We start from the raw sequence: 26289 nt of genomic DNA, 5'->3' as shown, positions 1-26289 counted from the left end.
CCGCCTCACTGAACCTTCACGCGCAGAACATGATAGGACAGCGCCGGCACGGAGCCTTTGAGCGCCCCATCCTCGACACCAATGCCGCTGCCCGGCACCGGCACGACGCGGTCAGGTTGATCCGGACCGTTGCCGATCCTCAGATCATATCCCGCCATGGAAAGATGCAGGCTGAGTGACACAGGCGAAAAGCCGGTGAGACCGACATTGAGCTCTGCTGCTTCAGTCAGATGACGATTGAGGACAAACAGCGTCACCACGCCCTCGTCCTCATCGAACACGCCGGCGACATCGAGATATTTGACGTCATCGGCCGCGTTGCAGTCGTAGGTCGGGCAATCGACGGCAATGTTCAGTGCAACGCCGCGACCATAAAGCGAGGCGAACTGATAGGGATAATAGATGGTCTGGCGCCATGCCGGTCCGTTCTTTTCAGCGCGGATGGGGGCGATGACATTGACGAGCTGGGCAATGCAGGCGATGCGCACCCTGTCCGAGCGACGGATGAACTCGTTGAGCAACCCGGCCACGAAGAGAGCATCCTCGAAATTGTAGGTCTCTTCCAGAAGTGCAGGCGCTTCCGGCCAGTCCCAGCTCTTGATGCGTTTACCGTCGTCTTCGCGGATATGGTACCAGACATTCCACTCGTCGAAGCAGATGGAGACATCGTTCTTGGCGCGCTTCTTGGCTTTCACGTAATCGATGACACCGGCGATAGTCTGAATGTAACGCCCGGTTTCTTCGATCTTGCCGAAGTAATTCAGCGTGTCGCGGCTGTTATTGCCGAAATATTTATGCAGCGAGATGTGGTCCACATTCTCGTAGCATTCTTCCAGCACCTCGCGCTCCCATTCGGGATAGGTCGGCATGCCGTCGTTGGAACTTCCGCAGACGATTGCCTCGATGGTAGGGTCGAAACCCTTGAAGGCTTTCGCGGTCTCGTTTGCCAGCCGGCCATACTCCACCGCCGTCTTGTGGCCAATCTGCCAGGGGCCGTCCATCTCGTTGCCGAGGCACCACATCTTCACGCCATGCGGTTTTTCGGCGCCGTGGCTGCGGCGAAGATCGCTAAGCTCGGTCCCGCCGGGGAAATTCACGTATTCGAGAAAGTTGCGGGCATCATCCAGACCACGGGAACCGAGATTGACGGCGAGCATCATCTCGATGCCGGCCATCGACGCCCAGTCTGCAAACTCGTTGACGCCGATCTGGTTGGTTTCCTTGGAGCGCCACGCAAGATCAAGCCGCACGGGTCGCTTATCGCGGGGGCCGATGCCGTCTTCCCAACGATAGGCCGAAACGAAGTTGCCCCCGGGATAACGGATCGCCGGGATTTTCAGATCCTGCACGAATTTCAGCACATCCTTGCGAAAGCCGTTTTCATCCGCCTGCGGATGGCCGGGCTCGTAAATCCCGCCATAGATCGCCCGCCCCATATGTTCGATGAAGGCGGAATATAGGCGATCGTCGATACGCCCAATCCGGAAGTCCCGGTGGACTGAAACCCGCGCTTTCATAGGCTCTCCTCCCATGCGCATTTATATCTTAAAATATGATATAAACCATATTTCATAATATAGTTGCCAAGGGAAGCCGCGCCTGTCAACCGAAAAAATCATACTTTATGAAATTGGCCCGATCAGTCTGCGGTACGCAGACGCAATACGATGTCCTGATCGTAGTTCCCAAAACCCCGGCCGAAGATGTTGAGCCCGCCCGGATGCTTTGCATCCGCCTTTACCTCGATCCGCAGACGGATTGAGCGGTGGCTGGACAGATCTATATCCGCAAGCGTCACATCGGATATGCGCGTACCGTCGACATAGGTTCCCTGGGCGGTAATGCGCCAGGTTTTGAGCATTCCATACTGCGAGCCGGACAGTTTCCACCAGTCGGGCGTAAACGTACCCCGCTTATCGCCGAAATCGCCGGGCGAGGTCCAGACCCCGATTTCCTTGCCGTTGACGGAGAGGGTAATGTCGGACGGCCAGTTGCTGTGCGTTCCCGGCACCTCAGAACTGACCTCCATCGAAAACTCGACTTCCTCGACGTTTCGGCCCTGAATCTTGGCATTATTGGGGAATTGATACTCGACATGACCCGATGTGAACCACAAAAGTGCAGTCTTCATGCGGTCCGGATCCATGAAGGTATCAGGGACATCCAGAAGTCCGATAATGCCCTCCGGCGAACAGATGCCGCAAGGCGCGGTCACCGAACTCTGCGTATAGAGGCCGAGCGGCATGGCGACGGCAATGTAGTTGGATACAGCTGGCGTCTCGGGGCTTCGAAACGAAACGATGAGCTCGTCGCAGGTCGCAAAACAGATTTTCTGGCTGCCTTTGCGCGCCTTGCGCGTTTCGGTTCGCAGCAGCCCCGCCTCTTCAAGAACGGTCACACCGGCCGACACGGTGGACTGGGGAAGGTCCAGCCTCTGCGCGATCTCGTTGACATTGAGACCGTTGGCCTCGTGCAGCAGCTTCAATATCTGCACACGAATCAGCGACGCCGCCGCCTTCAAAACATCGAATTCTTTTTCAGCGTCAATAAGTAGGAAATTGGGAGCCATTTTCTAATCTTCAGATTTAGCGATCTAGATCAGAATTTCTGGCTTAAATATTTTATGCTGTCCAGCATTGTTTGTCGTGTCGATATATTCAAAGTCAGACACGCAAGGAATGATTGCGAATGGAGGCAGCGCAGGCGGTTTCGATACCGCATGCGCTACCTCTTTTTCCTTACCCGCGCTTGCGCAACGTGCGGGTGCCGGTATCGACAAGATTCTGCGCTGCCTCATCCACAGTGGCGCGGCCAAAGGCGAGTGAGTCGGCAATAGGACGCATCACCCCACGGTCGAACTCATTGGCGCCGATGGGGGCAGGCTCCGGATAGGTATCGAGCTTGCCGGATAGGCTCTCGATGTAGTCCACCGTCTTGCGTTCGGTCTCGTTGAGGCTTGGCAACACAGCTTCGCGCACTTTCTTCGCCGGCGGCACGCCGCGTTCGACGCCGAGAACCTTGCCCGCTTCCAGATCGTTGACGAAGAAGTTGATGAACTTCGCCGCTGCTTCCGGAGTGGTGGAGGTGGACGAAATGCACCAGATAAGCCCCGGCCGGTAATAATGCCCGGTCGGTTTTCCCGCCCCCTCGCCCGGAAGCATGCCGATCGACAGCGTCTTCTTGTTGAGCGCCTGGTAACCGACAAGCTGGTTGGAATAGGCAAAGCCGATTGCGGAATTGCCAAGGGTCAGCGCGTTGGATTCGATGGTATTGTCATCGCGCGTCTGGATATCGGCAGAAACGCAAAGCTTGTTCTCGCGCAGATCCTCCCAATAGGCGAACCATTCCTTGGCATCTTCCTTGTTGAAACCGATGGTGCCGTCCTGGAACAGGAGCTTGCCGCGCTGGCGCAGCCAGACATCGAAGACGTAGTGATAACGGGCGCCATAGGGCACCGCCCAATAATTGCGGCGCGCCGGAGCGTTCTTCTTAAAATCGCGCGCCAGTTCCGCCAGCGCCTTCCAGGTGATCTGCTCCTTCGGCACAGAGACGCCGGCCTCCTTCAGCGTCTCTGCATCATACATCATGCAGAACGAATTCAGCCCGAGACCGACGCCGTAAAGCTTGCCGTCGATGCGGCAAAGATCGACTTCACTTTTGCCGAAATTGGAAAGATCAAGCGACGAGCCGACAAACTGGTCAAGTTCCATGCAGGCGCCACGGCCGGAATAATCGGCAATGGTGGAAGGCTCGAGCTGAAAGATATCGGCGACGTTACGTCCCGCCATGGATGTCGCAAGCTTGGTCCAATAGTCGGAACCGGCGATCATCTCGCCGCTGATTACCGTTTGTGGATCGGCCTTCTGGTAGAGGGCGATCACATCATTGGTGCGCTTGTTGCGGTCAGCCGAACCCCACCATACGCAACGAAGCCGGGTTTCGGCCGCCATCGCGCGGAAACCGCCCGCCGCCGCGCCAAGACCTGCCAGTGCCGCCGTCACCAAAAATCCACGTCTATCGATAGTTTGCATCTGCTCCTCCCGCGTTTTGCAAATTTCTCATTCATCACTTAAATTCTTGCAAATTTTCATTATTTGCAATATTTGCATCATAATAGAATTTTTTGCAAGCGCAGGAGACGACATGAACGATACGCCCGACATCAGCCGCCCGCGCCAGTCGGATATCGCCCAGCGTGCAGGGGTTTCCATCAGCACCGTCTCCCGGGTTCTCGCCGGGGAAAAAGGCATCAGCGCATCGATCCAGACCAAGGTTCTAGGCGTGGCGGCGGAACTTGGTTATCCGCTGCGGCCAGTCACGAGCCAGACCGGCGGCATCTCGCTGGAGGGCAAGAAAATCCTCGCCCTTATGTCCGCCGAACGAGCGACCGGCGATATCGGCGCCTTTTATCACGATATTTTCGACATGCTGCGCAGCCTTGCCCAGACAGAGGGTTTCGAACTCGATATCCGGCTGCTGCACCAGAGGCAGATCGACGACGCCCTTACACAGCGGGTCTGCGAGGTCGATGGCCTTCTCGCCATTGGTCTTGACCCCGAAGAGGAGATCATCCACCGCATCACGCAGGGTGTGCTGCAACCGGTTCTCGTCAATAGCGCCGACCCCTCGATGATGCTGGATTGTGTCTCACCCTCCAATTTTTACGGCGGGGCGATGGCGGCGCGGCGGCTGCTGGAACTTGGACACCGCAAGGTCGCCTATATCGGTCCGCAACACCGTCACACAATAAGAGAACGCATGCGGGGCTTTCGGCAGGTTATCATCGAGGAAGAGGGTGCCACCTATGAGGAGTTTCTGCTTTCGACGGCGGATAGCGGCTTCGGGCAGGCCGGTGATGCGGTTCGTCAGCTGCTGGCCAGAAACCCCGATCTGACTGGCATTTTCTGCATGAACGATGCGATCGCGCTCGGCGCGCTGGGAGCAGCACAAGAGCTTGGCCTCGGTGTACCGGACGATCTTTCCATAATCGGCTTCGACGACCTGCCCTTCGCCGAACTTTCCACTCCCCGGCTTAGCACGATCCGGGTAGACCGCCGCGAGATTGCCCGCGAGGCAGTGGAGCTGATGCGCCGCCGGCTGTCCGAACCATCGGCCAATGCCCGGCAGGTTCAGCTGGGTGTACAGCTTGTGGAAGGACAGACCGCCGGTCAGGCAAAAAAGAAGGGAAAGGCGGTGCGCGATGCATGATCCAGCAAACCATGATCCAATGACCCGCTTCAATCCGCTTTACGGCAATCCACTCAAGACCCGCGCCGACGTCAGGCGGGCATTGGACGACAGTTTCGCACCGCTGCTTCCCTATTTCTCAGAGAGCGGCGCAAGAGTGACGCTAAGCGGCACCGCCGCGCATTTCGACCGGGCAGCGGCCGATCTGGAAGGATTTGCGCGACCACTCTGGGGCATCGCGCCGCTTGCGCTCAGCGGCGATGCCTTCGCCCATTGGCCGCTTCTGGCCAGAGGCATCGCCAATGGCACCGATCCCGCCCATGCCGATTACTGGGGCGATGTGCGGCAGAAGGATCAGCGGCTGGTGGAACTGGCCGCCCTCGGCTTTGCGCTTCGGCTTGCGCCGCAACATCTGTGGGAACCCTTGTCCGAAGCGCAAAAGGCGAATGTGCGCCATTATCTTCTGGCGGCGCGCGAGCGCATCTATGCCGACAATAACTGGAAGTTTTTCCGGGTGATGGTCGATGCGGCGCTCGATCATCTCGGTATCGAATTCGACCGGAGCCTCACCGAAACATATCTGAAAGAGCTGGACGGATTTTACATCGCCGACGGCTGGTATCGCGACGGCAACTATCGCCGCATCGACCACTACATCGCCTTCGCCATGCATTTTTACGGGCTGATCTACGCGAAAATCAGCAAACCGGATGATGCATATGCCGAACGTTACCGGGAACGTGCCCGCCTGTTTGCCGGGGATTTCGCAAGCTGGTTCGATGAGGATGGTGGCGCGCTGGCCTTTGGCCGCTCCATGACCTACCGTTTCGCCTGCGGCGGCTTCTGGGGTGCCCTCGCCTTCGCGGATGAGGAAGCGATGCCCTGGGGCGAGATCAAGGGGCTTTATCTGAAACATCTGCGCTGGTGGGCGGGAAAGCCGATTGCCGACCGCGACGGCGTGCTTTCCATCGGTTACGCCTATCCGCAGCTGACCATGTCGGAAAGCTATAATTCGGCGGGTTCGCCCTATTGGGCCTTCAAGGCCTTCCTGCCGCTCGCCTTGCCGGAAAGCCACCCCTTCTGGCAGGCGGAGGAAAAGCTGCCAGACACATCCACAAAACCACGGCCGCTCGTTCATCCCGGCATGGTGATGATGCGCAGTAGGGGCAACGTCACGGCGCTGACGAGTGGGCAGGAAAACCTTTCCATGCGCGGCGGGCCGGAGAAATATGCCAAATTCGCCTATTCCTCGCGTTACGCTTTCGGCGTGGAAGTGGACGAGCGCGGTTTCAAGACCAATGGTTTCGACAATATGCTGGCCTTTTCCGAAGATGGTCGCCACTACCGGGTACGAGAAACCAACCGCACCGTGCTCTTGGCTGGCACCAATCTTCGAGCGACTTGGAACCCATTCCCCGATGTCGAGGTCGAAACGACGCTGGTTGCCGCCGGAGAGTGGCATATCCGGTTGCACCGGATTACATCTGCCCGGCCACTTTCGGTCGTCGAAGGCGGCTTTGCGATAAACCGCAACGATGGCGACCGCGATGCAGTGACCGAAGACAGCGGCCGGGCAACGGTCGATTGCGGCACCGACATATCCGCCATCATCGATCTCGGCTCCAGCACATCCCGCCAGGGCGTGGCGCTGAAGGCGCTGCCCAATACCAACCTCATCAATGCCAAAACCACGGTGCCGCAATTGCGGGGCGACATTCCAGCGGGCAAAACCCTGCTTTCCTGCGCCGTCTTTGTGGGACTGGCGGGACCTGAAAGCGAGACAGCTTTGACAACAGTTCCCGCACTTCCGGACATGGAGGCACTTGACCGCCTGTTTGTTGAGTGCGGTGTTCCAGTAAGCAGCATGGCAGCGGCGGGAGAACCGCAATGATGAGCCCGCTTCCGCGTCTCAGCCTTGCCATGGACCCGGAGCGGACGCAGCATGTGCTGACGCCACAGGCGCTTGAAAAGCTGTCGCAGAGCGTCGACATCCTCGACACGCGCCCGATCTGCGATTTTCACGACCCAGCTGTGACAGCCCAGTTGGAGAGGACAGATATTCTTTTGACTGGCTGGGGTTGCCCCGAGATCGACATGCGGGAACTGGCAATGATGCCGAACCTTCGATTGATTTCGCATGCCGCCGGGACGGTGAAATACTTCCTGTCCCAGGCGGTTTTCGAACGAAACGTCACGGTGTGCAGCGCGGCCGAGGCGAATGCGCAGCCGGTCGCGGAGTTTACGCTGGCAATGATCCTGCTTTCCGGAAAGCGTACCTTCGGTTTCCGGCGCATCTACGGAGAGGATCGCGCGCGGCGAAACGTCGACCGCCTGCAGTCGCAGGTCATCGGCAATCTCGGCCTGACCGTCGGCATTGTCGGGGCGTCACGCATCGGGCGTCGGGTCATCAATCTGCTGCAGCCCTTCGATCTCGATCTCATCCTTTTCGACCCGTTTTTAAGCGCGGTGGAGGCACAAAAGCTCGGTGTGCGTCTCGTATCGCTCCGTGAGCTTATGGCGGTAAGCGACGTCATTTCCCTGCACGCGCCATCCCTGCCGCAAACCCGGCACATGATCGGCGCCGATGCGCTTGCCCTGATGAAGGACGGAGCGACCTTGATCAACACGGCCCGCGGCGCGCTGGTGGACGAAGACGCCCTGCTGACGGAACTGAAAACCGGACGCATAGAAGCCGTCATCGACGTGACCGATCCGGAAGTGCCGCCACCGGGGTCACCCTTTTACAGCCTTCCGAACGTGTTCCTGACGCCGCATATCGCTGGCGCCGTCGGCCTCGAACGCGCCCGGCTCGGCGACATGGCGATTGCCGAGATCGAACGCTTCTGCCGTGCAGAACCATTGCAACAACAGGTACGTCCGGAACATCTGGAACTGATCGCATGAGAATTTTCGAGCCGGGCCTCTGCTCCGTCACCTTCAGGTCCATGACGCCGCAGGCCGTGATTGACCTTGCCGTCGCAAATGGCATCAAGGCGATAGAATGGGGTGCCGATATCCATGTGCCACCTGGCGACCTCGAAAATGCAAGGGATGTGGCGGCGCGTACGGTGAAAGCCGGTCTTACCGTCTCTTCCTACGGATCCTACATTTTCGCACCGGATTTTGCGCCGGAGGATGTGACCTCAGTTCTGGAAACCGCGAAAGCGCTCGGCACCAGCCATATCCGCATCTGGCCCGGCAGCCGCAAACGCCCATCCGTGAATTATTCACCAGAGGAACGCTGTGCGGCGACCGACGCGTTGGCGGCACTTGCCCGGCGGGCAGACGACTACGGAATGACAATCGGCCTCGAATATCACCCCAATTCGCTGACCGACACGCTGCCCTCGGCCTTGCAGCTCATGCAGGATTTGCCGATGCCCAACCTCTTCTTTTACTGGCAGCCAGCCCCAGGTCTACCGCTGGATGACGCCTTTGCGGAAATATCCGCGCTCGGCTCACGCATCTGCCACCTGCACGTCTTCGCGTGGCTCACCGATGCCAGCCGCCTGCCGCTCGGCGAGCGCGCGGACTATTGGCGGGCTTGCGTTGATGCCTTGCCAGCAAGCGACTGGGCTAAACCAGCTTATGCGATGCTGGAATTCGTCAAAGGTGACAATGTTGGCCAGTTCTCGGAAGATGCGGCGGTGCTGAGCGAGATTCTCGCCGGTTCTTAGAACCGCTTGTTTTTTATCGAAAACCGACGAGGCGAACTAAAATTCGCTATCCATCACAACCGCCCACTGCCCTCATCCCTGTACCTCCCACAGGGATCCAGCCAGCCCAAGTCTTTGGGCTGAAATGATTTCCTTCGCCGCGCGAGAGCCGCGTCGGCTGGATTCCTATGACAAGCACAGGAATAAGGGAGGGTCTGTTGCTCCCCACCCGGGTTTTCATCTTATATCCGCCGCCCATCCGCCCCGAACAGATGCGTCTTCGCCAGATCAAACGCAAAGGGAATGGTCTCGCCGATGCGGATATGGCGCTGGCCGTCCAGCAGCAGGGTGGCGGGCTGGCCATCTGGGGTACTGGTGTAAACCACCGTCGAGCCGCCGAGATGTTCAACGAGCTGGATGGACGCATCGCCAAGCGAGGCCGATTGCGCCTGCGGGTTTACGTGTTCGGGACGAATGCCGAAGGTGAGTGGCTCGCCGTCCTCAGCCGCGACCGGCTTTTCCAGCATAATGCGCTGGCCGGCGACTTCGATGGTACGGTTGGAGCTGTCGCCTGAAGCCACTTTCGCGGAAAGGAAGTTCATCTTTGGCGAGCCGATGAAACCCGCCACGAACTGATTGGCGGGATTGTTGTAGAGATCAAGCGGGCGGCCGACCTGCATGATGCGGCCGTCACGCAGGACCACGATCTTGTCGGCCATGGTCATGGCCTCCACCTGGTCATGTGTCACATAGATCATGGTGCTGCCGAGCGTCTGGTGCAGCTTGGCAATCTCGACACGCATCTGCACGCGCAGTTCCGCATCGAGGTTGGACAGGGGTTCATCGAACAGGAAGATTTTCGGCTCGCGGACGATCGCCCGACCGATGGCGACACGCTGGCGCTGGCCGCCAGAAAGCGCCTTCGGCTTGCGCTGTAACAACGGACCGATCTGCAGGATATCGGCAGCTTTCTGCACCCGCGCCTCGACTTCCGGTTTCTTGTAACCCGCCGTCTCCAGCCCAAAAGCGAGGTTCTTGTAAACGCTCATATGCGGATAAAGCGCATAGGACTGGAACACCATGGCGATACCGCGCTTGGAAGCGGCTGTTTCGTTGACCCTTTCGCCATCGATGCGAAGATCACCCTCGGAGATTTCCTCCAGACCGGCGATCATGCGCAGAAGTGTGGATTTGCCACAGCCCGAGGGGCCGACGAAAACGGTGAACTCGCCCGGCTCGATCTTGAGATCGATGCCGTGGACAACCGGAAAAGCGCCGAACCGCTTGACGATTTTTTCCAGAGTAATGCTGCTTGCCATGCTGTTTCTCCCGACCGTCGCGCTGCAGACAAGGCAGCCGCGACGGTGTTGATGTTCTGCAATTCGTTTTCGGTCCCGTTTCGTCCGTTCAGCGTTTCATTCCAGTGGTAGCGATGCCTTCAATCAGCAGCCGCTGGAAGAACAGGAAGAACAGGAAGACCGGTACCAGCGACAGGTTGGACATGGCGAAAAGCGACGTCCAATCCGAGCTGCCGGTGGAATCCACGAAGGATCTGAGGCCGAGCTGCACGGTGTAGGTGTTGATGTCGTTCAGATAGATCAACGGACCGAAGAAATCGTCCCAGGTCCAGATGAAGGAAAAGATCGCAGCCGTTGCCAGAACCGGCAGAGAGAGAGGCAGCATGATCTTCCAGTAGATGCGGAAGGGCGAGCAACCGTCCATCACCGCTGCCTCATCCAGCTCACGCGGAATACCCCGGAAGAACTGCACCATCAGGAAGATGAAGAAGGCGTCGGTTGCCAGATATTTCGGCACGATCAGCGGCAGCGACGTATTCACCCAACCCATTTCCAGAAACAGGATATATTGCGGGATGAGCACAACGTGATAGGGCAGCATCAAGGTGCCGAGCATCAGCGCGAACCAGAAATTGCGCCCACCGAACCGCAGGCGGGCGAAAGCGAAGGCGGCAAGTGAGCAGCCAACGACGTTGCCGATGGTGGCGAGCACCGAGATGAAGAACGAGTTCCAGAAGAATTGCCCGAAACTGACCTGAAGCCCGGTCCAGCCGCGAATATAGCCGCCGAAATCAACCGATGAAGGAATGAGCGAGGAGGAACCGAACAGCTCGTCCTGCGGGCGGAACGAACCCGAAATCATCCACAGGATCGGATAAAGCATCGCAAAGGAGGCAAGGATCAGCGCCGCATGCAGCAAAACCGACATTAGCGGTGAGCGTTGCGGGCCTTGTCCCGGCCGGGGAGCGGTAACAGCGTCAGTCATCGTAATGCACCCAGTATTTCGCGCTGAGGAACGAGAAGGCCGTGAACAGCGCGATGATGATCACGAGAATCCAGGCAAGCGCCGAGGCATATCCCATGCGGAAGAAACCGAAGGCTTCCTGATAGAGATAGAGCGTGTAGAACAGCGTCGAGTTGATCGGCCCGCCCGTGCCTTCGGAAATGATGAAGGCGGGCGTGAAGGCCTTGAAGGCATCGATCGTCTGGATCACGGCGTTGAAGAAGATAACCGGCGTCAACAGCGGCAGCGTAATGCGGAAGAACTGCCGCATCTTGCTCGCGCCGTCGATATCGGCGGCCTCGTACATATCCTGCGGGATTTGCCGGAGCCCTGCGAGAAAGATGATCATTGGCGAGCCGAACTGCCAGACGGACAGGATCACCAGCGTGTAGAGCGAGTAGTCCGGATTAGAAATCCAGCTTGGCCCCTCATAACCGAAAACCTGCCACAGAACCATGTTGACGAGGCCATCGGACGCGAAAAGCTGCCGCCAGAGAACAGCGATCGCCACGCTGGAACCGAGCAGCGACGGCAGATAGAAGATCGCCCGGTAAAGCGTGAGCCCCTTTATGCCGCGATTGAAGGCGAGCGCCACCAGCAGTGCAAAGATCAGCTTCAACGGTACCGAAAGCAGCACATAGGTAAAGGTGACCTGCATGGCGGCGGCGAATTTAGGGTCGGCAGTGGCGATGCGCACATAATTGGCCGCCCCCACCCAGTCCGGGGATTGAAGCAGGTCATAATTGGTGAAGGACAGATAAAGCGACACCAGCGCAGGCCCGAGGGTGAGACCGAAGAAACCGATCAGCCACGGCAGGAGAAACAGGTAGGCGTGAACGTTGCGGTCCAAAAGCCGCTTCACGCCTGCCCGCTTCGGGAGAGCCGCGCCACGGCTCTCCTCCACGAGAGTTTCAGATCGAAAGGCCATATGCCATCACTTCCGTTTAATGACGGTTTCGGATTCCTTGACGAGCCGGTCACCACCCTCAGCCGCCGAAATCTTGCCGAAGCCGATCTCTTCCGCTGTACGTTTCAGGACGAAGGCGAATTCGCCTGCACCCGGAGGCGGTGCCGGCGGCAGATCGCCAACGCCGGGGGTAATCTCGGCAATATATTCCACCATGCTCTTGCTGACGGCATCGAGCTTGGCGGTCAGCGCGTTACGCATCGATTCCGATGCCGGAACGCCGCGCTCCACACCCAGAACATCAACGCCCTGTGGTTCGGCAACGAGGAAGTTGATGAAACCGACCGCCTGCTCGATGCCGGCACTGCCATTGGCGACGCTGATGAGCATGGATGGTTTCAGGTAGTGACCGGAAGGGCCATCCTTCTTGCTTTTCGGATAGGAGGTTATCGCCAGCTTGGCTTTGTTGAGTGCCTGATAACCGACAAACTGGTTGGAATGGGCAAATGCCGTTGCCGCTTTGCCCGTCGTCAGCGCGTTGGTTTCAATATTCAACTGGTCGAGCGCCTGAATATCGGCCGGCACGCATGCACCGCTCTTGCGCAAATCCGCCCACATGGTGAACCATTTGGTCGCGTCGGTCGGATCAAAACCGATACCGCCATCCTGCGTGTAGAGTGATTTGCCGTTCTGACGCAGCCAGTTTTCGAAGCTCGGCTCGACGCCGCTGGCATCGGCCGTGGCGTAGTAGCCGGGTTTGGGCTTGTTCTTGCTGAGCTTGGCGGCGTTTTCGGCAAACTCTTCCCAGGTCTGCCCGATCGATGGCGGGGTCGCGCCCGATTTTTCCCAGGCCGCCTTGTCGAAGAAGACAGCGCTGGAATTCACGCCAAGATTAACCCCGTAAAGCTTGCCGTCGACCCGACCGGAGTCGATGTTCATCTTGCCGAAATCTTCTATCTTCAGGCCCTTGCCAATATAGTCATCAAGGGGAGCAAGGGCGCCGCGCCGGCCATATTCGAAGATGTAGCGATAATCCATCTGGATCAGATCAGGCGCGTTGCGGCCTGCCACCTGCGTGGCAAGGCGCGGCCAGTAGTCGCTCCAGCCGGCAAATTCCCCGGCAATATCGAGATCCGGCTTGATTTGCTTATATGCGGCGATCGCCTTGTTGGTGCGATCCGCACGCTCCTGCGATCCCCACCACAACATACGCAGCCGCGCGGCCTGAGCCTGCGCCGAACCACCTCCCAATGTTGCGAGTGAAAGGGCCGCAAGCCCTGCTGAAAGCACACTTCTCCTGTGAAGCATCACGGGCATTGGCAACTCCTCCCTAATTGACTGCCAAATTGATGATGGGGGTAAACGACTATTGCCGTTTTATAACTAATTGGTTACATGGGAACACCGATCGCCAATATTGTCAAGCGGGTGCTAAGATGGACGAAACGACGAAAAACCAGCTGCCCGATCCGGCCGTCGAGGAAACGCCTGCCCCCAAGCGCAAACGCGGGGCGGCACAGGTGCGAAACCCGGAGAGAACACGCGCCGCCATTCTTGAAGCCGCCCGCCGCGAGGTGGCCGCGAAGGGCCTGGCGGGTGCGAGAATCGATGTCGTGGCGCGGCGTGCCGGCACCAACAAGCGGATGATCTATCATTACTTTGGCGACAAGGATGCGCTTTATCTCGCCGTTCTGGAGGACGCCTATCGCCACATCCGCCACACCGAACGGCGGCTGGACCTGACCCGCAAGGCGCCTTCGGAAGGCTTGCGGGAACTTGCGCTTTTCACTTGGCATTATTTTCTGGATCACCCGGAATTTCTGAGCATTCTCGCAACAGAAAACCTCAATAAAGCCCGATATCTCAGGCAATCTGCTACGATTGCGGCGATGCATTCGAACTTCATTTCCGAGCTTGAGGACGTGCTGCGGCGCGGCCGCGACACTGGCGAATTCCGTGACGGTCTCGATCCGATCGACGTCTATCTGACGATCGCCTCGCTCGGCGCCTTTTATCTGTCGAACCGATTCACGCTGTCGACGATCTTCCAGCGCGACCTGACCGACCCCGCCGAACTCGAACGCTGGGGCCAGCATATCGTCGATACCCTGCTTGCTGCGGTGCGGCCGGTCTGAGCCGTAAAAACCGAATTTCCCTTTAACAACAGCGACGACGCGCCATTCGCATCCGCGAAGCGCGTCGTTTCCTTTTGCGGCGCGGCACAAAACCGTAATTCCTACCGCCGCAAGAGCATGTGATTTTCCTGCCAAAAACACCTTGACAGATCGCATCCTTCACGACCACAAATAACCAAATGGTTACAAATTGCCATGTTTGACGGAAGCGGCTTTCGGGAAAAGGCCGCCTTGGGAGGAAATTCATGAAACGTATCGGCGTCATCATGCACGGCATCACCGGCCGCATGGGTTACAACCAGCACCTCGTGCGCTCCGTTCTCGCCATTCGCGATCAGGGCGGCGTGGTTTTGAAGAGCGGCGAAAAGGTCATGCTCGACCCCATTCTGGTCGGCAGAAACGGTGCGAAAATCGAGGAAATCGCTAAAAAGCACAATGTCGCGCGCTGGACGACCGACATCGACGCCGCCCTTGCGAACCCGGATGACACGCTTTTCTTCGACGCCGGCACGACGCAGATGCGTGGTAGCCTGCTCGAAAAAGCCATCAAGGCGGGCAAGAACGTCTATTGCGAAAAGCCGATTTCCGACAGCGTGGCAGAGGCGCTGGCAATTGCCAGACTGGCCGAAAGCGCCGGGATCAAACACGGCGTGGTGCAGGACAAGCTGTTCCTGCCCGGCCTTCGCAAGCTGGCGATGCTGCGTGACAGCGGCTTTTTCGGCAAGATCCTCTCGGTGCGCGGCGAGTTCGGCTATTGGGTTTTCGAGGGCGATTGGCAGCCGGCGCAGCGTCCCTCGTGGAATTACCGCCTGAAGGATGGCGGCGGCATCATCCTCGATATGCTGTGCCACTGGCGTTATGTGCTCGATAATCTGTTCGGACCGGTGAAATCCGTAAGTTGCCTCGGCGCCACCCATATCCCCGAGCGTTTCGATGAACAGGGCCACGCCTATGCGGCCGACGCCGACGATGCCGCCTACGCCACCTTCGAGCTGGAAGGCGGCGCCATCGCCCATATCAACTCTTCCTGGGCGGTGCGTGTGCGCCGCGACGATCTCGTGACGTTTCAGGTTGATGGCACGCATGGTTCGGCCGTGGCGGGTCTCACCAAATGCTGGACCCAGCACCGCACCAATACCCCGAAACCGGTGTGGAACCCTGACCAGCCCCAGACCATCGATTTCTACAAGACCTGGCAGGAAGTGCCTGACAACGTCACTTATGACAACGGTTTCAAGGCGCAGTGGGAAATGTTCGTGCGTCACCTCGTCGACAACGACCCATGGCCCTATGGGCTGATGGAGGGCGTGAAAGGCGTGCAATTGGCCGAACTGGGGCTGAGATCATGGAAGGAACGCCGCTGGCTCGACGTTCCCGCACTTTCCTGAGGAGGCGACAGTGAGCGAACTCAAGCTTCCAAAGGACGACCGCAGCATCGAGGTCTACAGGCTATCAGGCGCGCCGGTCGCCATTGAGAAACGAAGTGCGGCGGATTTCAATCGAGTCGCCTTCGCCGCCGCCCATGTGGTGGCCGATCCCCTCGCCGACAACGATCCATGGTTGACGCCCGCCATCGACTGGGACGCTACCTTGCGCTTCCGTCACCGTCTTTGGGATCTGGGCCTGGGTGTTGCGGAGGCCATGGATACGGCCCAGCGCGGCATGGGACTGGCGTGGCCGCAGGCGCAGGAACTGATCTCCCGTTCGCTGAAGGAAGCGGCCACCCGCAAGGATGCGCTGATCGCCTGCGGCGTCGGCACGGATCATCTTGACGGCGGCGGATATGACCTGAACCAGATTATCGACTCCTACCTGGAACAGCTTGATTTTGTTCAGGGAGAAGGCGGACGCGTGATCCTGATGGCAAGCCGGGCGCTCACCGCTGCCGCCCGCTCCCCGGACGACTATCTCAAGGCCTATGCCAGGGTTCTTTCCCGTGCCGAGAACAAGGTGGTTATCCACTGGCTGGGAGAAATGTTCGATCCTGCGCTTGAGGGCTACTGGGGTGCCCGCGACCATATGGCGGCGATGGACACCTGCCTTGCCATGATCGAGGAGAATGCAGACAAGATCGACGGCATCAAGATTTCGCTTCTATCCAAGGAAAAGGAAATCGTCATGCGCCGCCGCCTGCCCGCTAGTGTTCGCATGTATACCGGCGACGACTTCAATTATGCCGAACTGATCGCCGGTGACGAAAAAGGTCATTCGGACGCGTTGCTCGGCATTTTCGATGCCATTGCTCCGGCGGCATCCAAGGCGCTCGCCAGCCTGAAGCGCGGTGCGGATAATGAATTCTTCGACATTCTGGAGCCAACGGTTGCGCTTTCGCGCCATATCTTCAAGGCGCCGACCCGCTTTTACAAAACCGGCGTGGTTTTTCTCGCCTATCTCAACGGCTCGCAGGACCATTTCACCATGGTTGGCGGGCAGGAAAGCGCCCGCTCCACGCGGCATTTCGCCGAGCTTTTCCGGCTGGCGGACAAGGCCAATGTGCTTGCCGAACCGGATGTGGCGACGCATCGCATGAAGCAGTTTCTGGCTGTCAGAGGCATTGGTTAAGCGCGAGAGCGAAGGTGGCTGGAGGCCTTCGCAAAAGGGAGGAGTACCGTTATGGGCGTTGAGGGCCTTTCAATAAATTTTGCCACCGTGCGGCAGGGACGTTCCTTCGGGGCAATCGTGGATGCATGCCTTGCGCATGGCATCACCACCATCTCTCCTTGGCGCGAGCAGGTTCACGCTGCAGGCCTTGCTGAAGCAGCACGCATTGTCGAGCAGAACAGCCTTCGTCTCAGCGGCCATTGCCGGGGCGGCTTTTTCCCCGCCCCCGATGCAGAAGGCCGCAGCCGCGCCATCGAGGACAATAAACGCGCCGTGGACGAAGCCGCCGCCATGAAGGCAGATTGCCTAGTGCTTGTCGTGGGCGGCCTGCCCGCCGGTTCTCGAGACTTGAAGGGTGCACGGCAGATGGTGGAGGACGGCATGGCCGAACTTCTTCCCTATGCGAGGGCAGCCGGCGTGCCGCTCGCCATTGAACCGTTGCACCCCTTTTATGCCGCCGACCGCGCCTGCTTCAACACTCTGAAACAGTCGCTCGACCTCTGCGACCGGCTGGGTGCCGGAACCGGTGTGGCCATCGACGTCTATCACGTCTGGTGGGACCCGGAGCTGGAGGAACAGGTGGCGCGCGCCGGGCGAAACGGGCAGATACTGGCACACCATATCTGCGACTGGCTGGTGCCGACCACCGATCCGCTCAACGATCGCGGCATGATGGGCGACGGCGTGATTGACCTCAAGGCATTTCGCGCCATGATCGAGGCCGCCGGCTTTTCCGGTCCGCAGGAAGTCGAGATTTTTTCGCATCGTTGGCAGGCACGCCCGGTGGACGAGGTTCTGTCCACCGTCGTCGAGCGTTTTAAAACCGTTTGTTGATTGGGTTCGGGAGTAAGGAAATGCCTGAAAGGGTGAAACGCAAACGTTATGCACTGGTCGGCACCGGCAATCGTGGCACCACCATGTGGGGGCGCGAACTTCTGGCCGGGTGGAGCGACTATGTCGAACTGGTCGGCATTTGCGACCTGAACCTGATGCGCGCAGAACGGGCCCGCGCCATGATGGGGTCGGCCGCTCCGCTTTACGACGACTTCGACCGGATGATGGCCGAGCAACGCCCGGAACTGGTAATCGTCTGCACGCCCGATGATACTCATGACGACATCATTATCCGCGCGCTCGAGGGCGGTGCCGATGTCATCAGCGAAAAACCTATGACCACCACCCCGGAAAAGATTGACCGCATCCGCGCGGCGGAGGCCAAAAGCGGCCGCCGCGTCGACGTTTCCTTCAATTATCGCTTTTCACCGACGGCGGCGCGCATCAAGGAGCTGATCGACGACGGCGCGATCGGCACCGTTACCTCGGTAGATTTCCACTGGTATCTCGATAACCAGCACGGTGCGGATTATTTCCGCCGGTGGCACGCTTTCACCGAACATTCAGGCAGCCTGTTCGTCCACAAGGCCACGCACCACTTCGATCTTCTGAATTGGTATCTCGATTCCGACCCGGTGGAAGTGAAGGGCTTTGGGCAATTGCTGCATTATGGCAAGAACGGACCGTTCCGGGGAACGCGCTGTCGTACCTGTCCGCACAAGGGCGAGTGCGATTATTTCATGGATCTCGCGGCCGATCCGTTCCTGGACGCGCTTTACGAGGACCCGTCGACTATCGACGGCTATATGCGTGACGCCTGCGTCTTTCGCGAGGAGATCGACATTCCCGACACGATGAGTGCCTCGATTCGCTATGCGAACGGTGTGCAGGTCTCCTATTCGCTCAATACCTATATGCCAATCGAGGGACACCACATCGCGTTTAACGGCCATAAAGGCCGCATCGAGATGCGCCAATATGAAAAGCAGCCGTGGACTGAGCCCCCAGCCGACGAAATCCTGCTGGTGAAAAGTTTCGGTGGTGGTGTCGAGCGTATCTGGGTGCCGCATGAGCCGGGCGGCCATTATGGCGGCGACAATCGCATGCGAGACATGATCTTCAAGCCCGGTTCGAACGACCGGCTGCGGCAGCGGGCGGGTTCGCGCGCCGGCGCCATGTCCGTACTCTGCGGCGTAGCCGCATTGAAAAGCGCCCGCGAGGGTGGTGCAGCGGCGGTGAAATCCCTGCCCATCTAGATATTTTCGGCCTGCGGTGCTTTCAACGGCGGTCCGCAGGCCGCAATTGCCAAAAAAGAACGGATAACATTCTGCAGATTACGCGCTTCCTCCATACCGGTAAAACGATGATCGGGGGAAGAAAGAGTGAATCATGTCCAGTTTCGAATCCTTCATTCCGCTCATCATCATCGGCACCAGCCTGATCCTTTTTTTCAAATGGGTGGGGCGTGATATGAACAGGGAAGAGAAAAAACCGAAATCGCGCCGCTGACGCAGGAAGAGACACCGGAACCGACAAGTGCAATCGCCAGATGGCGCATTTTTCCGCATCGGCCCATTGCAAAATCAAAAATTGAGGCTATATTCGGCAAATCGACAATTGCTTGTGACGTCGCTCCTGGGACTCTACGTTCCCGTCGGATTTCCTCTCAAATAATCGATCTAATTCCGCAAGGTATCGCGGAAACCAACAACGATTACTACGAAAGGAAATCGTTATGAACACTGGTACTGTAAAGTGGTTCAACGCCACCAAGGGCTTCGGCTTCATTCAGCCTGACAACGGCGGCACGGACGTTTTCGTTCACATTTCGGCTGTTGAGCGCGCAGGTCTGCGTTCGCTGAACGACGGCCAGAAGATCACCTACGACATCGTGCAGGACCGCAAGTCCGGCAAGAGCTCCGCCGACAACCTTCGCGCAGCTTGATTTGTCATCGGCCCCGCTGGCTACGCATGTACCAGCAGTGGCGCTGAGTGATTGTGAGAGGTCGGGTTAAATCCCGGCCTTTTGTTTTTTTGGCCATGGGGAGGCTCTCATGCGCAAAAATCCTTATCGTTCCGGCGATGCTATCTTTCTGAAGGCGGGCGTACTTGGGGCCAACCAGCCCAAAGGTCCAGGCCGGGTCGTAACGGCTCTGCCAGAGACACAACAAGGTGCGGTTCGCTACAGGGTGCGTTTCCAGCACGAGAACTTCGAACGTAATATAGCGCTCGATGAAATCGATGTGGCTGCGTCTTCATCGCGGCCCGTGGAAATCGAAGGCTCGTCTTCGCGCGTTGCGGGATCGAGCTGGATCAATTCGAATACGATCAGAATCAAAAAATAGCAGCGATGGCTGCGTTAAGGAGATAAGTTGCAGGTACTCGTCAGGGATAACAATGTAGAGCAAGCCCTCCGCGTCTTGAAAAAGAGGATGCAGCGCGAGGGTATCTTCCGTGAGATGCGCGCACGGGAATCTTACGAAAAGCCGTCGGAAAAGCGTATCCGCGAAGAAGCCGAAGCTGTGCGCCGCCACCGCAAGATGGCGAAGAAAAAATTGCAGCGCGAGGGATTGCTTCCTGCTCCCAAAAAGGTTGCCCGCGCCCGATAACTGTCAATTCGCTCCGCAAAGGAGAATGCCATGACCGCGACAAAAGAGGCTGTTTTCAAACCCGGAAAGCTGTCCTCGCAGGACAAGGCATCCATAACGGACAAGGCGGCGAAACAGATCATAACCGCCGAATCCGACCAGCGCGCCAAGAAGACGGAACGGCTTCGCCAACTTCGCGAAGCTCAGGAGGCGGCAATCGCCGCCCCTCCACCCACCCGCACCAAAAAGTCATCCGGCAAGAAATAACCCGGTTGCACTTTTTGACGTCACCTTTCCGAAAAACTTCTTGAACCTGATACGCAACAGGCGCACGCTTCGCCTGTCAGCAGTCCGCTGAAGAGTGCTGGTGTTTGAGGGCAGAGTGTCCTCGCCCCCAAACGAAAGGAGGACGAGATGTCTTCCGACTTTTATTCATCAAGCCTTTCACGGAACCTCGTCCGCACCGGCGGTTTGGGTTACCGGGAAAACGCATCGCTTCGCCTGCTTCTCAGTGCCGCCGAAGAAACAGCCATGCGCCTAGATCAGGATCGCGGCGCATCCTCCGGCTTTGCGGCGTTTCCTGATTTTGGCCTGCAGCCCGACATGGTGCGGAGAACCTTCTACGCAGGGCGTATCCGCCTCTCCAAACCAACCCTTCCCTTCGGGAAACTTCCGCTTAACGGACTGCCTTTCCCCTGACGATGAAACCGCCCCGCAGCCTGCCTGCGGCGCGCGATCATGCCCCGGACCAAACCACATCCAACATCAGTTCAATACCAGGAGGACACCATGGCCAAGGGTCAAGTACGCAGCAACAAAGAAGTCCGCAAACCGAAGAAGGACAAGACGAAAGCTCCGGCTGCGGCACCAGCTGCCGGCACGCAGGTCAAGTTCGCAAACTCCACAACTGCGGATGGCAAGAAGAAGTAGGATTGTTCCGGACAGCCCGCTCATAATAGCGCGACGCCCCGGCACGAATTGCCAAACCGCGACCCGATACGCATAGGGTCGCGACAAATAAAACAACTACTGGAAATGCGGACTTGTTTTGGCCACATTGCTCCTCTAGAAAGTCCATACAGCAACTGCTGGTGAGCGCAAAATATGTCGTTCGCAGTTGTTTTCGTCGCTTTAGACTTTTGACCACGGATGTACTGGCACTGGTGTTAATAGCGATATGAGGAAGGTCGGTGCAATATTGCCCCGGCCTTTTTTGTTATCTGCCCTGGTGAGATAATGAATGTCGCCGCGCCGGTCACATACTCGTCAAGGGCTATGGAATTAACTTGCCTATTGCGCGCAAAGAGCGCACCCTTCCCCATCGGTACTTAAAGGGCGTTACCGCCGTCAGGCATCCTTGCCGTCTCAAGCCCCATTTGCACATGCCTCCCGTCTATAGCGCCCCGTGCGGAATTTCCCAGGGCGCGTTGAGGCACATGCCCCCCGAAAACCGGCAACGGTCATCGACCGCACCGGCGAATCGTTTCAAAGCGTTGGAGCGTCCCGTGCAGCCTTTTAAGGGCGCGCGCGAGGCTTCGGCTTTCTGAACCAGTAAGAAAAGAGGCCATCATGTCTTCTGCGCCCCGTAACTGCCTGATCTCCTCTCAAGATCTCGAAATGCTTCAATTGGTCCTCGAGAGCATCGGTTTTAATCACCTTTCCGACGATGATGACAAAAAGCTCCACAACAGAGCTGCCCGCAAGGTTATTGAATTATATCAGGATGGTTTGACCGATCCGGCAGACCTCACCGACGAAATGCGCTTCCTGTTCGGCGTGCAGAAACACGACCGCATCAAGCCGTGGAAGCCACTCCCCCGATATGCAATCCAGGGCCTGCCACTGCTTTACCACCGCCATTGAGGGGAGAGAGCAGATGCGCGAATATATCATGGTCAGCACCGGCCTGTGGCTGGGGCTATTTCTGACCTGGTACCTCGTCACCATGTACGATACGGCGGATAGCGTTTTTACGGCGAACACCGTTCCGTCGCTACCGCTGCTGCTGACATCGGCCGAATGCGAGACCCAATTCGGCATTCTTTTTTCGATGACCGAAAAGCTTTTGAAAGCCGGCGGGCCGATAGTTCCCGACGACTTGCGAAAGAACATAGAGCATTGCATTTCTTCCGATGAGGCAAGCCGCCTTAAACTCAAAGACAATCAACTCATCCGGCTTTTTCCCTGAAGCGCCTCCCGAAGCGGACGGTGTCCGCCAAAATCACTGGTAACAATAATGACTTGGCAAATGAGATATATCAGGAGAAACTGATTTAGTCGGACATCAAGTCCGAGAGTTTGCGTCTGCGTGGAGGGTGAGTATGACGTATGACTGGAGCGGCCGCAGAATGCGCCGCATGCGTGCCGCGAAACTGACGATCATCAGCCTCGTCGCGGCCTTTGTTCTCACGGCTCCAATCTTCGCGCATTACTGAAGCCACGCAGCGACAAGACGCGATCACACCGGTTGCCCGACCCCTGCCCGCTTTCTCAGGCGACCTTTGAGCCATGTCTGCACTGGCTGATCAAAATGGACCGTCAGGTACCATGACAGGCACGTCGTCCCTATCAGGAAAGCGACACCGGCCGGCAAAGCGATGTTTTCCCTATCAACGGCAGGTATCAGAAAATCCGTCCAGGCCAGCAGCGGAATATGCAGCACATAGACGGCGTAGGAAGCTGTGCCGAGAAACGTCGACAACATTCCCACCCTGCGACCCGGTACTATCCTGCTGGCTACGAACAATACCGTCGGCCAGACGAGCAGAACCACCGCGAGATCGAAGAATGGCCGAAGCTCACGCGAAATCGGCACGGCGAGGATGACGCAGACCAGCAGAAGACAGAGGGCCGCATGGACGGGCTTCAGCTCGGTTACGCGATTGCGGAAGCGGTAAACCAGTACGCCTGCGAAAAACGAGAAAAACACCCTTCCCATGCCGGCATACATTTCGTGCCAGCGAAACCCCGCATGCAACTTCCCAAACTCAGCGGCCGCCACGACAAGGACGCAGGCGCTGACAGCCAGAACCACGATTGTCTGTTTCGTAGTCGCCCGCACACCCCAACGGCTGTAAACCGCGTTCACCACCAGCTCGTTGAAAAGCGACCATGCCGGGCTCACCAGAAACAATGCGCCGTTCAATGTGAGCGTGAAGGGTGCCGGAACGAAAAGAAGCCCGGTCAACAACGCGATCGCCAGCTCGCCGGGATTGATGTGGCGATGAAGATCATCGATCGGCGTCGGCAGGCCCAACAGGTAGAGGCAGATGAAATAGGACGCCATCAGCGCCAGCCCCAGCCCATACAGTGGATAAAGTCGCGCAAGGCGCGCCTTCATGAAGAAGCCTGGCGTAATCGCCCCTTCGCGCAGTTTCATGCTGTAGGCATGCGCCAGTACAAAACCGCTCAAGGCGAAGAACAAATCGACGGCGAGATAGCTCGAAGCGTCGTCTCTCCCGAAAAACTGTTCGGCATGGCGATGCACGATGAAGAGCGCAGCTACGCCCCTTATGCCATCGAGCAATATGAAGCGTTCCGGGGACGACTGGACCATGGGCGTTGATGCTCGACAGGACTAGATTATAATTACTTCACGAAAACGAGGTTTACAGCGCAGCGGTTCATCGCATCCAGTCAAAAAACTGTTCAACGTCAAACATACCCCGAAATCTTATGGGCACTTCCCCATGAGCCACGCTCTTTCGCAGCCGTCAAAGGCATGCTACGTCCGGATGTCATCGACACTTTGACCTTCTGACTCTGTGTACCACGCCTCGCAAAAACCGGTTTCGATTTTAGCAAGTGCCCTGGACGCAAATTCAAACGGGTTGTTCGGCGGCAAACAACTTTCGCGGAGTCCCACCATGTCCACCATCGCCGACCGTATTAAAAAAATCATCGTTGACCAGCTTGGCGCAGATCCCGGCACGGTTGTCGATGACGCTAATTTTGTCGACGATCTCGGTGCCGATTCCCTCGAAGTGGTTCAGGTTGTCATGGAAATCGAGGAAGAATTCGGAGTGGAAATCCCCGATTCCGCCGCAAGCACAATCCTGACCGTTGGCGACGCCATTCGCTTCATCGAAAAAAACAAGGCTTGACCGGCGGCGGCGGATATCAACCCGCCGACAGGGCCGCAACAGGATCGAGGTTCGAGGCGTTGCGGGCCGGCAGATAGCCGAAAACGACACCTATCAGTGTCGAGCAGACGAAGGCAGCAATGATCGACACCGTGGAATAGACCATGGCGAAATTGCTGCTGAAGGCGGAGAAAAGTGCCCCAAAGCCGAAGCTGCCCAAAATTCCCAGCGTTCCGCCGATGATGCAGACGAGCACTGCCTCGATCAGGAACTGGCGCAGTATGTCACTGCGCCGTGCGCCGACTGCCATGCGCACGCCGATTTCCGATACACGTTCGGAAACGGAAACGAGCATGATGTTCATCACCCCAATGCCGCCGACCAGAAGCGAAATCACCGCGATCGCCGCAACCAGCAGCGTCATGGTCTGCGTTGTACTGGTGATGGTCTGGCGAATATCGTCAGTGTTGAGAATGTAGAAATCCCGCGTTCCATGTCGCTGGGTCAGAAGAACCGTCACCGCCTGTTCGGCAATTGCGGCGTCAATATCGTCACTCACCTGCACCGTGATGCTGCGCAGCGACAAGCTGCCGAGAAACCGTGACTGGACGGCAGTATAGGGCAGATAAAGTGAAAGGTTCTGGCTTGAACCGAAACCGCCCTGCTGCGCCTGCGTGATGCCGACGATGCGGGCCGGCACCTTGCCGATGAGAATGACCTGACCGATGGGGCTGCCGTCGAAATCCGCAAACAATGATTTGCGGGTGTTCTCGTCAATCACCACCTCCTGGGCTTTCTGCGCGACGCTTGCGGCATCGAAAAAGCGCCCTTGTGACAGCTTCGTGCCCTTGGCGACGAAATACCGCTCGCTGACACCATTCACGAGCGCACTCGCCTCCTTCGCGCCGAAACGCACCGTACTGGAGGTCGAGACCGTGGGCGTCACAGCAGCGACATAGGATTGTTGGGCAAGTGCCTCGGCATCGGAGACAACCAGCGTGGTGATCTTGCCCGATCTTATGTCGCCAAAATCCTTGCCCGCGAAGATTTCCAGCGTGTTGGTGCCGAGGCTTGAGATATTCTGCAGCACGCGCTGCTGTGACCCCTGCCCCAGCGCCACGACGCTGATGACCGAGGCGATGCCGATGATGATACCGAGCATGGTGAGAAAGCTGCGCAGCTTGTGCGCCCGCATCGACAGGAGCGCCATGCGCAATGCCTCCCGCAGCGAGGACGCGATACCGGCGAGACTGGAGGACCCGCCGGAAACGATAGAGGGTTTGGCGTCATCCTGCCGAACCGGCGCGGGATCCGCCCTGCGGTCGGAAATGATGGCGCCGTCGCTGATTTCGATGATCCGTCCGGCACGTCGCGCAATTGACATATCATGCGTAACGATAATGACAGTGCGCCCTTCGGCATGCAGCTCGTCGAGGATGCGCAACACCTCGTCGCCGCTCGCGCTGTCGAGCGCACCGGTCGGCTCGTCGGCAAGAATGATTTCGGCATCGTTCATCAGGGCGCGGGCGATGGAAACGCGTTGCTGCTGGCCGCCGGAAAGCTGGCCCGGACGGTGATCGAGGCGGTCCGCCATGCCAAGGCGGCCGAGCAACCTGGCGGCATCGCTCCTGCGATCGCCTTGTGACTTTCCGGCGTAGATCGCCGGAATTTCGACATTGCCGAGCGCTGTCAGTTCGGCAAGCAGATGGTAACGCTGGAAGATAAAACCGAGATTTTCTCGCCGCAATTCCGAAAGCTGGTCCGCATCGAGATTGCCCGTCTCCCGGCCCCTGATGCTGTAGCTCCCTGACGTCGGCCGGTCGAGGCAACCGAGAATATTCATCAGCGTCGACTTGCCCGATCCGGAAGCGCCGACGATCGCCACCATCTCGCCGGCCTCGATGATGAGGTCGATATTCTTGAGTACGGTAATCGTACCTTCACCGGACGGATAATCCCGCCGCACGGATTTAAGGCAAATCAGAGGATCAGCCATGG

General features: G+C 58.1%; 27 protein-coding genes. 18 read left to right on the top strand and 9 right to left on the bottom strand.

The annotated features are described in order from the left end of the window. Positions 1-5 precede the first annotated feature (5 nt). The 3 genes from CRO62_RS11835 to CRO62_RS11825 all read right to left on the bottom strand — a co-directional run bounded on the left by CRO62_RS11835 (position 6) and on the right by CRO62_RS11825 (position 4031). A complete protein-coding gene (locus tag CRO62_RS11835; protein ID WP_013761387.1) occupies positions 6-1517 on the bottom strand; it encodes an alpha-N-arabinofuranosidase in 1512 nt (503 codons plus the stop codon). A 122-nt stretch (positions 1518-1639) separates the two neighbouring features. Beyond that, positions 1640-2569 (bottom strand): ArsR/SmtB family transcription factor, encoded by a 930-nt coding sequence (locus CRO62_RS11830; protein ID WP_019566450.1) that lies wholly within the window; start codon positions 2567-2569, stop codon positions 1640-1642. Positions 2570-2738: 169 nt separating this feature from the next. After that, positions 2739-4031, bottom strand: a complete 1293-nt coding sequence (locus CRO62_RS11825; RefSeq protein ID WP_080850077.1) for an ABC transporter substrate-binding protein — start codon at positions 4029-4031, stop codon at positions 2739-2741. Positions 4032-4143: 112 nt separating this feature from the next. On the opposite strand from CRO62_RS11825, the gene CRO62_RS11820 reads away from it, so the two are divergent. From CRO62_RS11820 to CRO62_RS11805, 4 genes are read left to right on the top strand one after another with little or no spacing between them, the layout of a single operon-like run. Further along, complete coding sequence (locus tag CRO62_RS11820) at positions 4144-5208, top strand: LacI family DNA-binding transcriptional regulator (protein ID WP_097100271.1); 1065 nt, start codon at positions 4144-4146, stop codon at positions 5206-5208. Beyond that, positions 5201-7078, top strand: coding sequence for a DUF2264 domain-containing protein (locus CRO62_RS11815; RefSeq protein ID WP_097100270.1), 1878 nt, complete (start codon positions 5201-5203; stop codon positions 7076-7078). The genes CRO62_RS11820 and CRO62_RS11815 overlap by 8 nt, the downstream gene beginning before the upstream one ends. Beyond that, positions 7075-8091, top strand: coding sequence for a hydroxyacid dehydrogenase (locus CRO62_RS11810; RefSeq protein WP_097100269.1), 1017 nt, complete (start codon positions 7075-7077; stop codon positions 8089-8091). Before CRO62_RS11815 ends, CRO62_RS11810 begins: the two co-directional genes overlap by 4 nt. After that, the gene (locus CRO62_RS11805; protein WP_097100268.1) at positions 8088-8864 is read left to right on the top strand and encodes a sugar phosphate isomerase/epimerase family protein; all 777 of its coding nucleotides are present in this window, start codon (positions 8088-8090) and stop codon (positions 8862-8864) included. The genes CRO62_RS11810 and CRO62_RS11805 overlap by 4 nt, the downstream gene beginning before the upstream one ends. Positions 8865-9085: 221 nt before the next feature. On the opposite strand, the gene CRO62_RS11800 is transcribed toward CRO62_RS11805, so the two are convergent. From CRO62_RS11800 to CRO62_RS11785, 4 genes are all read right to left on the bottom strand, one after another. Beyond that, positions 9086-10162: an ABC transporter ATP-binding protein gene (locus CRO62_RS11800; protein ID WP_097100267.1), complete on the bottom strand. Its 1077-nt coding sequence runs from the start codon at positions 10160-10162 to the stop codon at positions 9086-9088. 88 nt (positions 10163-10250) lie between these two features. After that, complete coding sequence (locus CRO62_RS11795; RefSeq protein ID WP_013761392.1) at positions 10251-11126, bottom strand: carbohydrate ABC transporter permease; 876 nt, start codon at positions 11124-11126, stop codon at positions 10251-10253. Next, the gene (locus CRO62_RS11790) at positions 11119-12072 is read right to left on the bottom strand and encodes a carbohydrate ABC transporter permease (protein ID WP_003517854.1); all 954 of its coding nucleotides are present in this window, start codon (positions 12070-12072) and stop codon (positions 11119-11121) included. The genes CRO62_RS11795 and CRO62_RS11790 overlap by 8 nt, the downstream gene beginning before the upstream one ends. Positions 12073-12078: 6 nt before the next feature. Further along, a complete protein-coding gene (locus CRO62_RS11785; RefSeq protein WP_097100266.1) occupies positions 12079-13368 on the bottom strand; it encodes an ABC transporter substrate-binding protein in 1290 nt (429 codons plus the stop codon). Positions 13369-13487: 119 nt separating this feature from the next. Between CRO62_RS11785 and CRO62_RS11780 the strand changes: the two genes are divergently transcribed. The 13 genes from CRO62_RS11780 to CRO62_RS11720 all read left to right on the top strand — a co-directional run bounded on the left by CRO62_RS11780 (position 13488) and on the right by CRO62_RS11720 (position 22397). After that, positions 13488-14186, top strand: coding sequence for a TetR/AcrR family transcriptional regulator (locus tag CRO62_RS11780; RefSeq protein WP_003517856.1), 699 nt, complete (start codon positions 13488-13490; stop codon positions 14184-14186). 245 nt (positions 14187-14431) lie between these two features. Then, positions 14432-15574, top strand: a complete 1143-nt coding sequence (locus CRO62_RS11775) for a Gfo/Idh/MocA family protein (protein ID WP_003517858.1) — start codon at positions 14432-14434, stop codon at positions 15572-15574. A gap of 10 nt (positions 15575-15584) precedes the next feature. Further along, on the top strand, positions 15585-16748 hold the full coding sequence (locus tag CRO62_RS11770; protein ID WP_097100265.1) for a dihydrodipicolinate synthase family protein: 1164 nt from the start codon (positions 15585-15587) through the stop codon (positions 16746-16748). A gap of 51 nt (positions 16749-16799) precedes the next feature. Beyond that, entirely contained in the window at positions 16800-17621 is an 822-nt protein-coding gene (locus tag CRO62_RS11765) for a sugar phosphate isomerase/epimerase family protein (RefSeq protein ID WP_097100264.1), read from the top strand. 20 nt (positions 17622-17641) lie between these two features. Beyond that, entirely contained in the window at positions 17642-18877 is a 1236-nt protein-coding gene (locus CRO62_RS11760; protein WP_097100263.1) for a Gfo/Idh/MocA family protein, read from the top strand. A gap of 479 nt (positions 18878-19356) precedes the next feature. Continuing rightward, complete coding sequence (locus CRO62_RS11750; RefSeq protein WP_003517872.1) at positions 19357-19566, top strand: cold-shock protein; 210 nt, start codon at positions 19357-19359, stop codon at positions 19564-19566. 109 nt (positions 19567-19675) lie between these two features. After that, positions 19676-19966 carry a hypothetical protein gene (locus CRO62_RS11745; RefSeq protein ID WP_003517874.1) on the top strand — a complete coding sequence of 97 codons (291 nt, stop codon included), beginning with the start codon at positions 19676-19678 and terminating at the stop codon, positions 19964-19966. Positions 19967-19993: 27 nt separating this feature from the next. Next, entirely contained in the window at positions 19994-20230 is a 237-nt protein-coding gene (rpsU, locus tag CRO62_RS11740; RefSeq protein ID WP_003517876.1) for a 30S ribosomal protein S21, read from the top strand. Between the two features lie 30 nt (positions 20231-20260). Further along, complete coding sequence (locus tag CRO62_RS11735) at positions 20261-20476, top strand: hypothetical protein (protein ID WP_003517878.1); 216 nt, start codon at positions 20261-20263, stop codon at positions 20474-20476. A 147-nt stretch (positions 20477-20623) separates the two neighbouring features. Then, a complete protein-coding gene (locus CRO62_RS11730; RefSeq protein WP_003517879.1) occupies positions 20624-20908 on the top strand; it encodes a hypothetical protein in 285 nt (94 codons plus the stop codon). Between the two features lie 90 nt (positions 20909-20998). Beyond that, the gene (locus CRO62_RS27205) at positions 20999-21139 is read left to right on the top strand and encodes a hypothetical protein (RefSeq protein WP_003517881.1); all 141 of its coding nucleotides are present in this window, start codon (positions 20999-21001) and stop codon (positions 21137-21139) included. Positions 21140-21778: 639 nt separating this feature from the next. Continuing rightward, positions 21779-22072, top strand: coding sequence for a hypothetical protein (locus CRO62_RS11725; protein WP_013761399.1), 294 nt, complete (start codon positions 21779-21781; stop codon positions 22070-22072). Positions 22073-22085: 13 nt separating this feature from the next. After that, positions 22086-22397, top strand: coding sequence for a hypothetical protein (locus CRO62_RS11720; RefSeq protein ID WP_003517885.1), 312 nt, complete (start codon positions 22086-22088; stop codon positions 22395-22397). 270 nt (positions 22398-22667) lie between these two features. On the opposite strand, the gene CRO62_RS11715 is transcribed toward CRO62_RS11720, so the two are convergent. After that, a complete protein-coding gene (locus CRO62_RS11715; RefSeq protein ID WP_097100262.1) occupies positions 22668-23765 on the bottom strand; it encodes an acyltransferase family protein in 1098 nt (365 codons plus the stop codon). A gap of 310 nt (positions 23766-24075) precedes the next feature. Between CRO62_RS11715 and CRO62_RS11710 the strand changes: the two genes are divergently transcribed. After that, entirely contained in the window at positions 24076-24312 is a 237-nt protein-coding gene (locus CRO62_RS11710) for an acyl carrier protein (protein WP_003517889.1), read from the top strand. 16 nt (positions 24313-24328) lie between these two features. Here the strand turns inward: CRO62_RS11710 and CRO62_RS11705 are convergent, their stop codons facing one another. Beyond that, on the bottom strand, positions 24329-26287 hold the full coding sequence (locus tag CRO62_RS11705; protein WP_097100261.1) for a MacB family efflux pump subunit: 1959 nt from the start codon (positions 26285-26287) through the stop codon (positions 24329-24331). Between the last annotated feature and the right edge of the window lie 2 nt (positions 26288-26289).

Origin of the sequence: Rhizobium sp. AN6A, assembly GCF_900215635.1 — a bacterium.
Classification (GTDB): Bacteria; Pseudomonadota; Alphaproteobacteria; order Rhizobiales; family Rhizobiaceae; genus Agrobacterium; species Agrobacterium tumefaciens.
This window is presented reverse-complemented; position numbering and strand designations above follow the sequence as displayed.

What these genes read in the sequence shown, in the direction of transcription:
- CRO62_RS11790 (WP_003517854.1), bottom strand. Translation starts at nt 12,072, where the DNA reads ATGGCCTTTCGATCTGAAACTCTCGTGGAGGAGAGCCGTGGCGCGGCT.
- CRO62_RS11780 (WP_003517856.1), top strand. Translation starts at nt 13,488, where the DNA reads ATGGACGAAACGACGAAAAACCAGCTGCCCGATCCGGCCGTCGAGGAA.
- CRO62_RS11810 (WP_097100269.1), top strand. Translation starts at nt 7,075, where the DNA reads ATGATGAGCCCGCTTCCGCGTCTCAGCCTTGCCATGGACCCGGAGCGG.
- CRO62_RS11785 (WP_097100266.1), bottom strand. Translation starts at nt 13,368, where the DNA reads ATGCCCGTGATGCTTCACAGGAGAAGTGTGCTTTCAGCAGGGCTTGCG.
- CRO62_RS11760 (WP_097100263.1), top strand. Translation starts at nt 17,642, where the DNA reads ATGCCTGAAAGGGTGAAACGCAAACGTTATGCACTGGTCGGCACCGGC.
- CRO62_RS11775 (WP_003517858.1), top strand. Translation starts at nt 14,432, where the DNA reads ATGAAACGTATCGGCGTCATCATGCACGGCATCACCGGCCGCATGGGT.
- CRO62_RS11735 (WP_003517878.1), top strand. Translation starts at nt 20,261, where the DNA reads ATGACCGCGACAAAAGAGGCTGTTTTCAAACCCGGAAAGCTGTCCTCG.
- CRO62_RS11715 (WP_097100262.1), bottom strand. Translation starts at nt 23,765, where the DNA reads ATGGTCCAGTCGTCCCCGGAACGCTTCATATTGCTCGATGGCATAAGG.
- CRO62_RS11705 (WP_097100261.1), bottom strand. Translation starts at nt 26,287, where the DNA reads ATGGCTGATCCTCTGATTTGCCTTAAATCCGTGCGGCGGGATTATCCG.
- CRO62_RS11815 (WP_097100270.1), top strand. Translation starts at nt 5,201, where the DNA reads ATGCATGATCCAGCAAACCATGATCCAATGACCCGCTTCAATCCGCTT.
- CRO62_RS11800 (WP_097100267.1), bottom strand. Translation starts at nt 10,162, where the DNA reads ATGGCAAGCAGCATTACTCTGGAAAAAATCGTCAAGCGGTTCGGCGCT.
- CRO62_RS11830 (WP_019566450.1), bottom strand. Translation starts at nt 2,569, where the DNA reads ATGGCTCCCAATTTCCTACTTATTGACGCTGAAAAAGAATTCGATGTT.
- CRO62_RS11795 (WP_013761392.1), bottom strand. Translation starts at nt 11,126, where the DNA reads ATGACTGACGCTGTTACCGCTCCCCGGCCGGGACAAGGCCCGCAACGC.
- CRO62_RS11750 (WP_003517872.1), top strand. Translation starts at nt 19,357, where the DNA reads ATGAACACTGGTACTGTAAAGTGGTTCAACGCCACCAAGGGCTTCGGC.
- CRO62_RS11765 (WP_097100264.1), top strand. Translation starts at nt 16,800, where the DNA reads ATGGGCGTTGAGGGCCTTTCAATAAATTTTGCCACCGTGCGGCAGGGA.
- CRO62_RS11805 (WP_097100268.1), top strand. Translation starts at nt 8,088, where the DNA reads ATGAGAATTTTCGAGCCGGGCCTCTGCTCCGTCACCTTCAGGTCCATG.
- CRO62_RS11725 (WP_013761399.1), top strand. Translation starts at nt 21,779, where the DNA reads ATGTCTTCTGCGCCCCGTAACTGCCTGATCTCCTCTCAAGATCTCGAA.
- CRO62_RS27205 (WP_003517881.1), top strand. Translation starts at nt 20,999, where the DNA reads ATGGCCAAGGGTCAAGTACGCAGCAACAAAGAAGTCCGCAAACCGAAG.
- CRO62_RS11720 (WP_003517885.1), top strand. Translation starts at nt 22,086, where the DNA reads ATGCGCGAATATATCATGGTCAGCACCGGCCTGTGGCTGGGGCTATTT.
- CRO62_RS11730 (WP_003517879.1), top strand. Translation starts at nt 20,624, where the DNA reads ATGTCTTCCGACTTTTATTCATCAAGCCTTTCACGGAACCTCGTCCGC.
- CRO62_RS11835 (WP_013761387.1), bottom strand. Translation starts at nt 1,517, where the DNA reads ATGAAAGCGCGGGTTTCAGTCCACCGGGACTTCCGGATTGGGCGTATC.
- CRO62_RS11825 (WP_080850077.1), bottom strand. Translation starts at nt 4,031, where the DNA reads ATGCAAACTATCGATAGACGTGGATTTTTGGTGACGGCGGCACTGGCA.
- CRO62_RS11710 (WP_003517889.1), top strand. Translation starts at nt 24,076, where the DNA reads ATGTCCACCATCGCCGACCGTATTAAAAAAATCATCGTTGACCAGCTT.
- CRO62_RS11820 (WP_097100271.1), top strand. Translation starts at nt 4,144, where the DNA reads ATGAACGATACGCCCGACATCAGCCGCCCGCGCCAGTCGGATATCGCC.
- CRO62_RS11745 (WP_003517874.1), top strand. Translation starts at nt 19,676, where the DNA reads ATGCGCAAAAATCCTTATCGTTCCGGCGATGCTATCTTTCTGAAGGCG.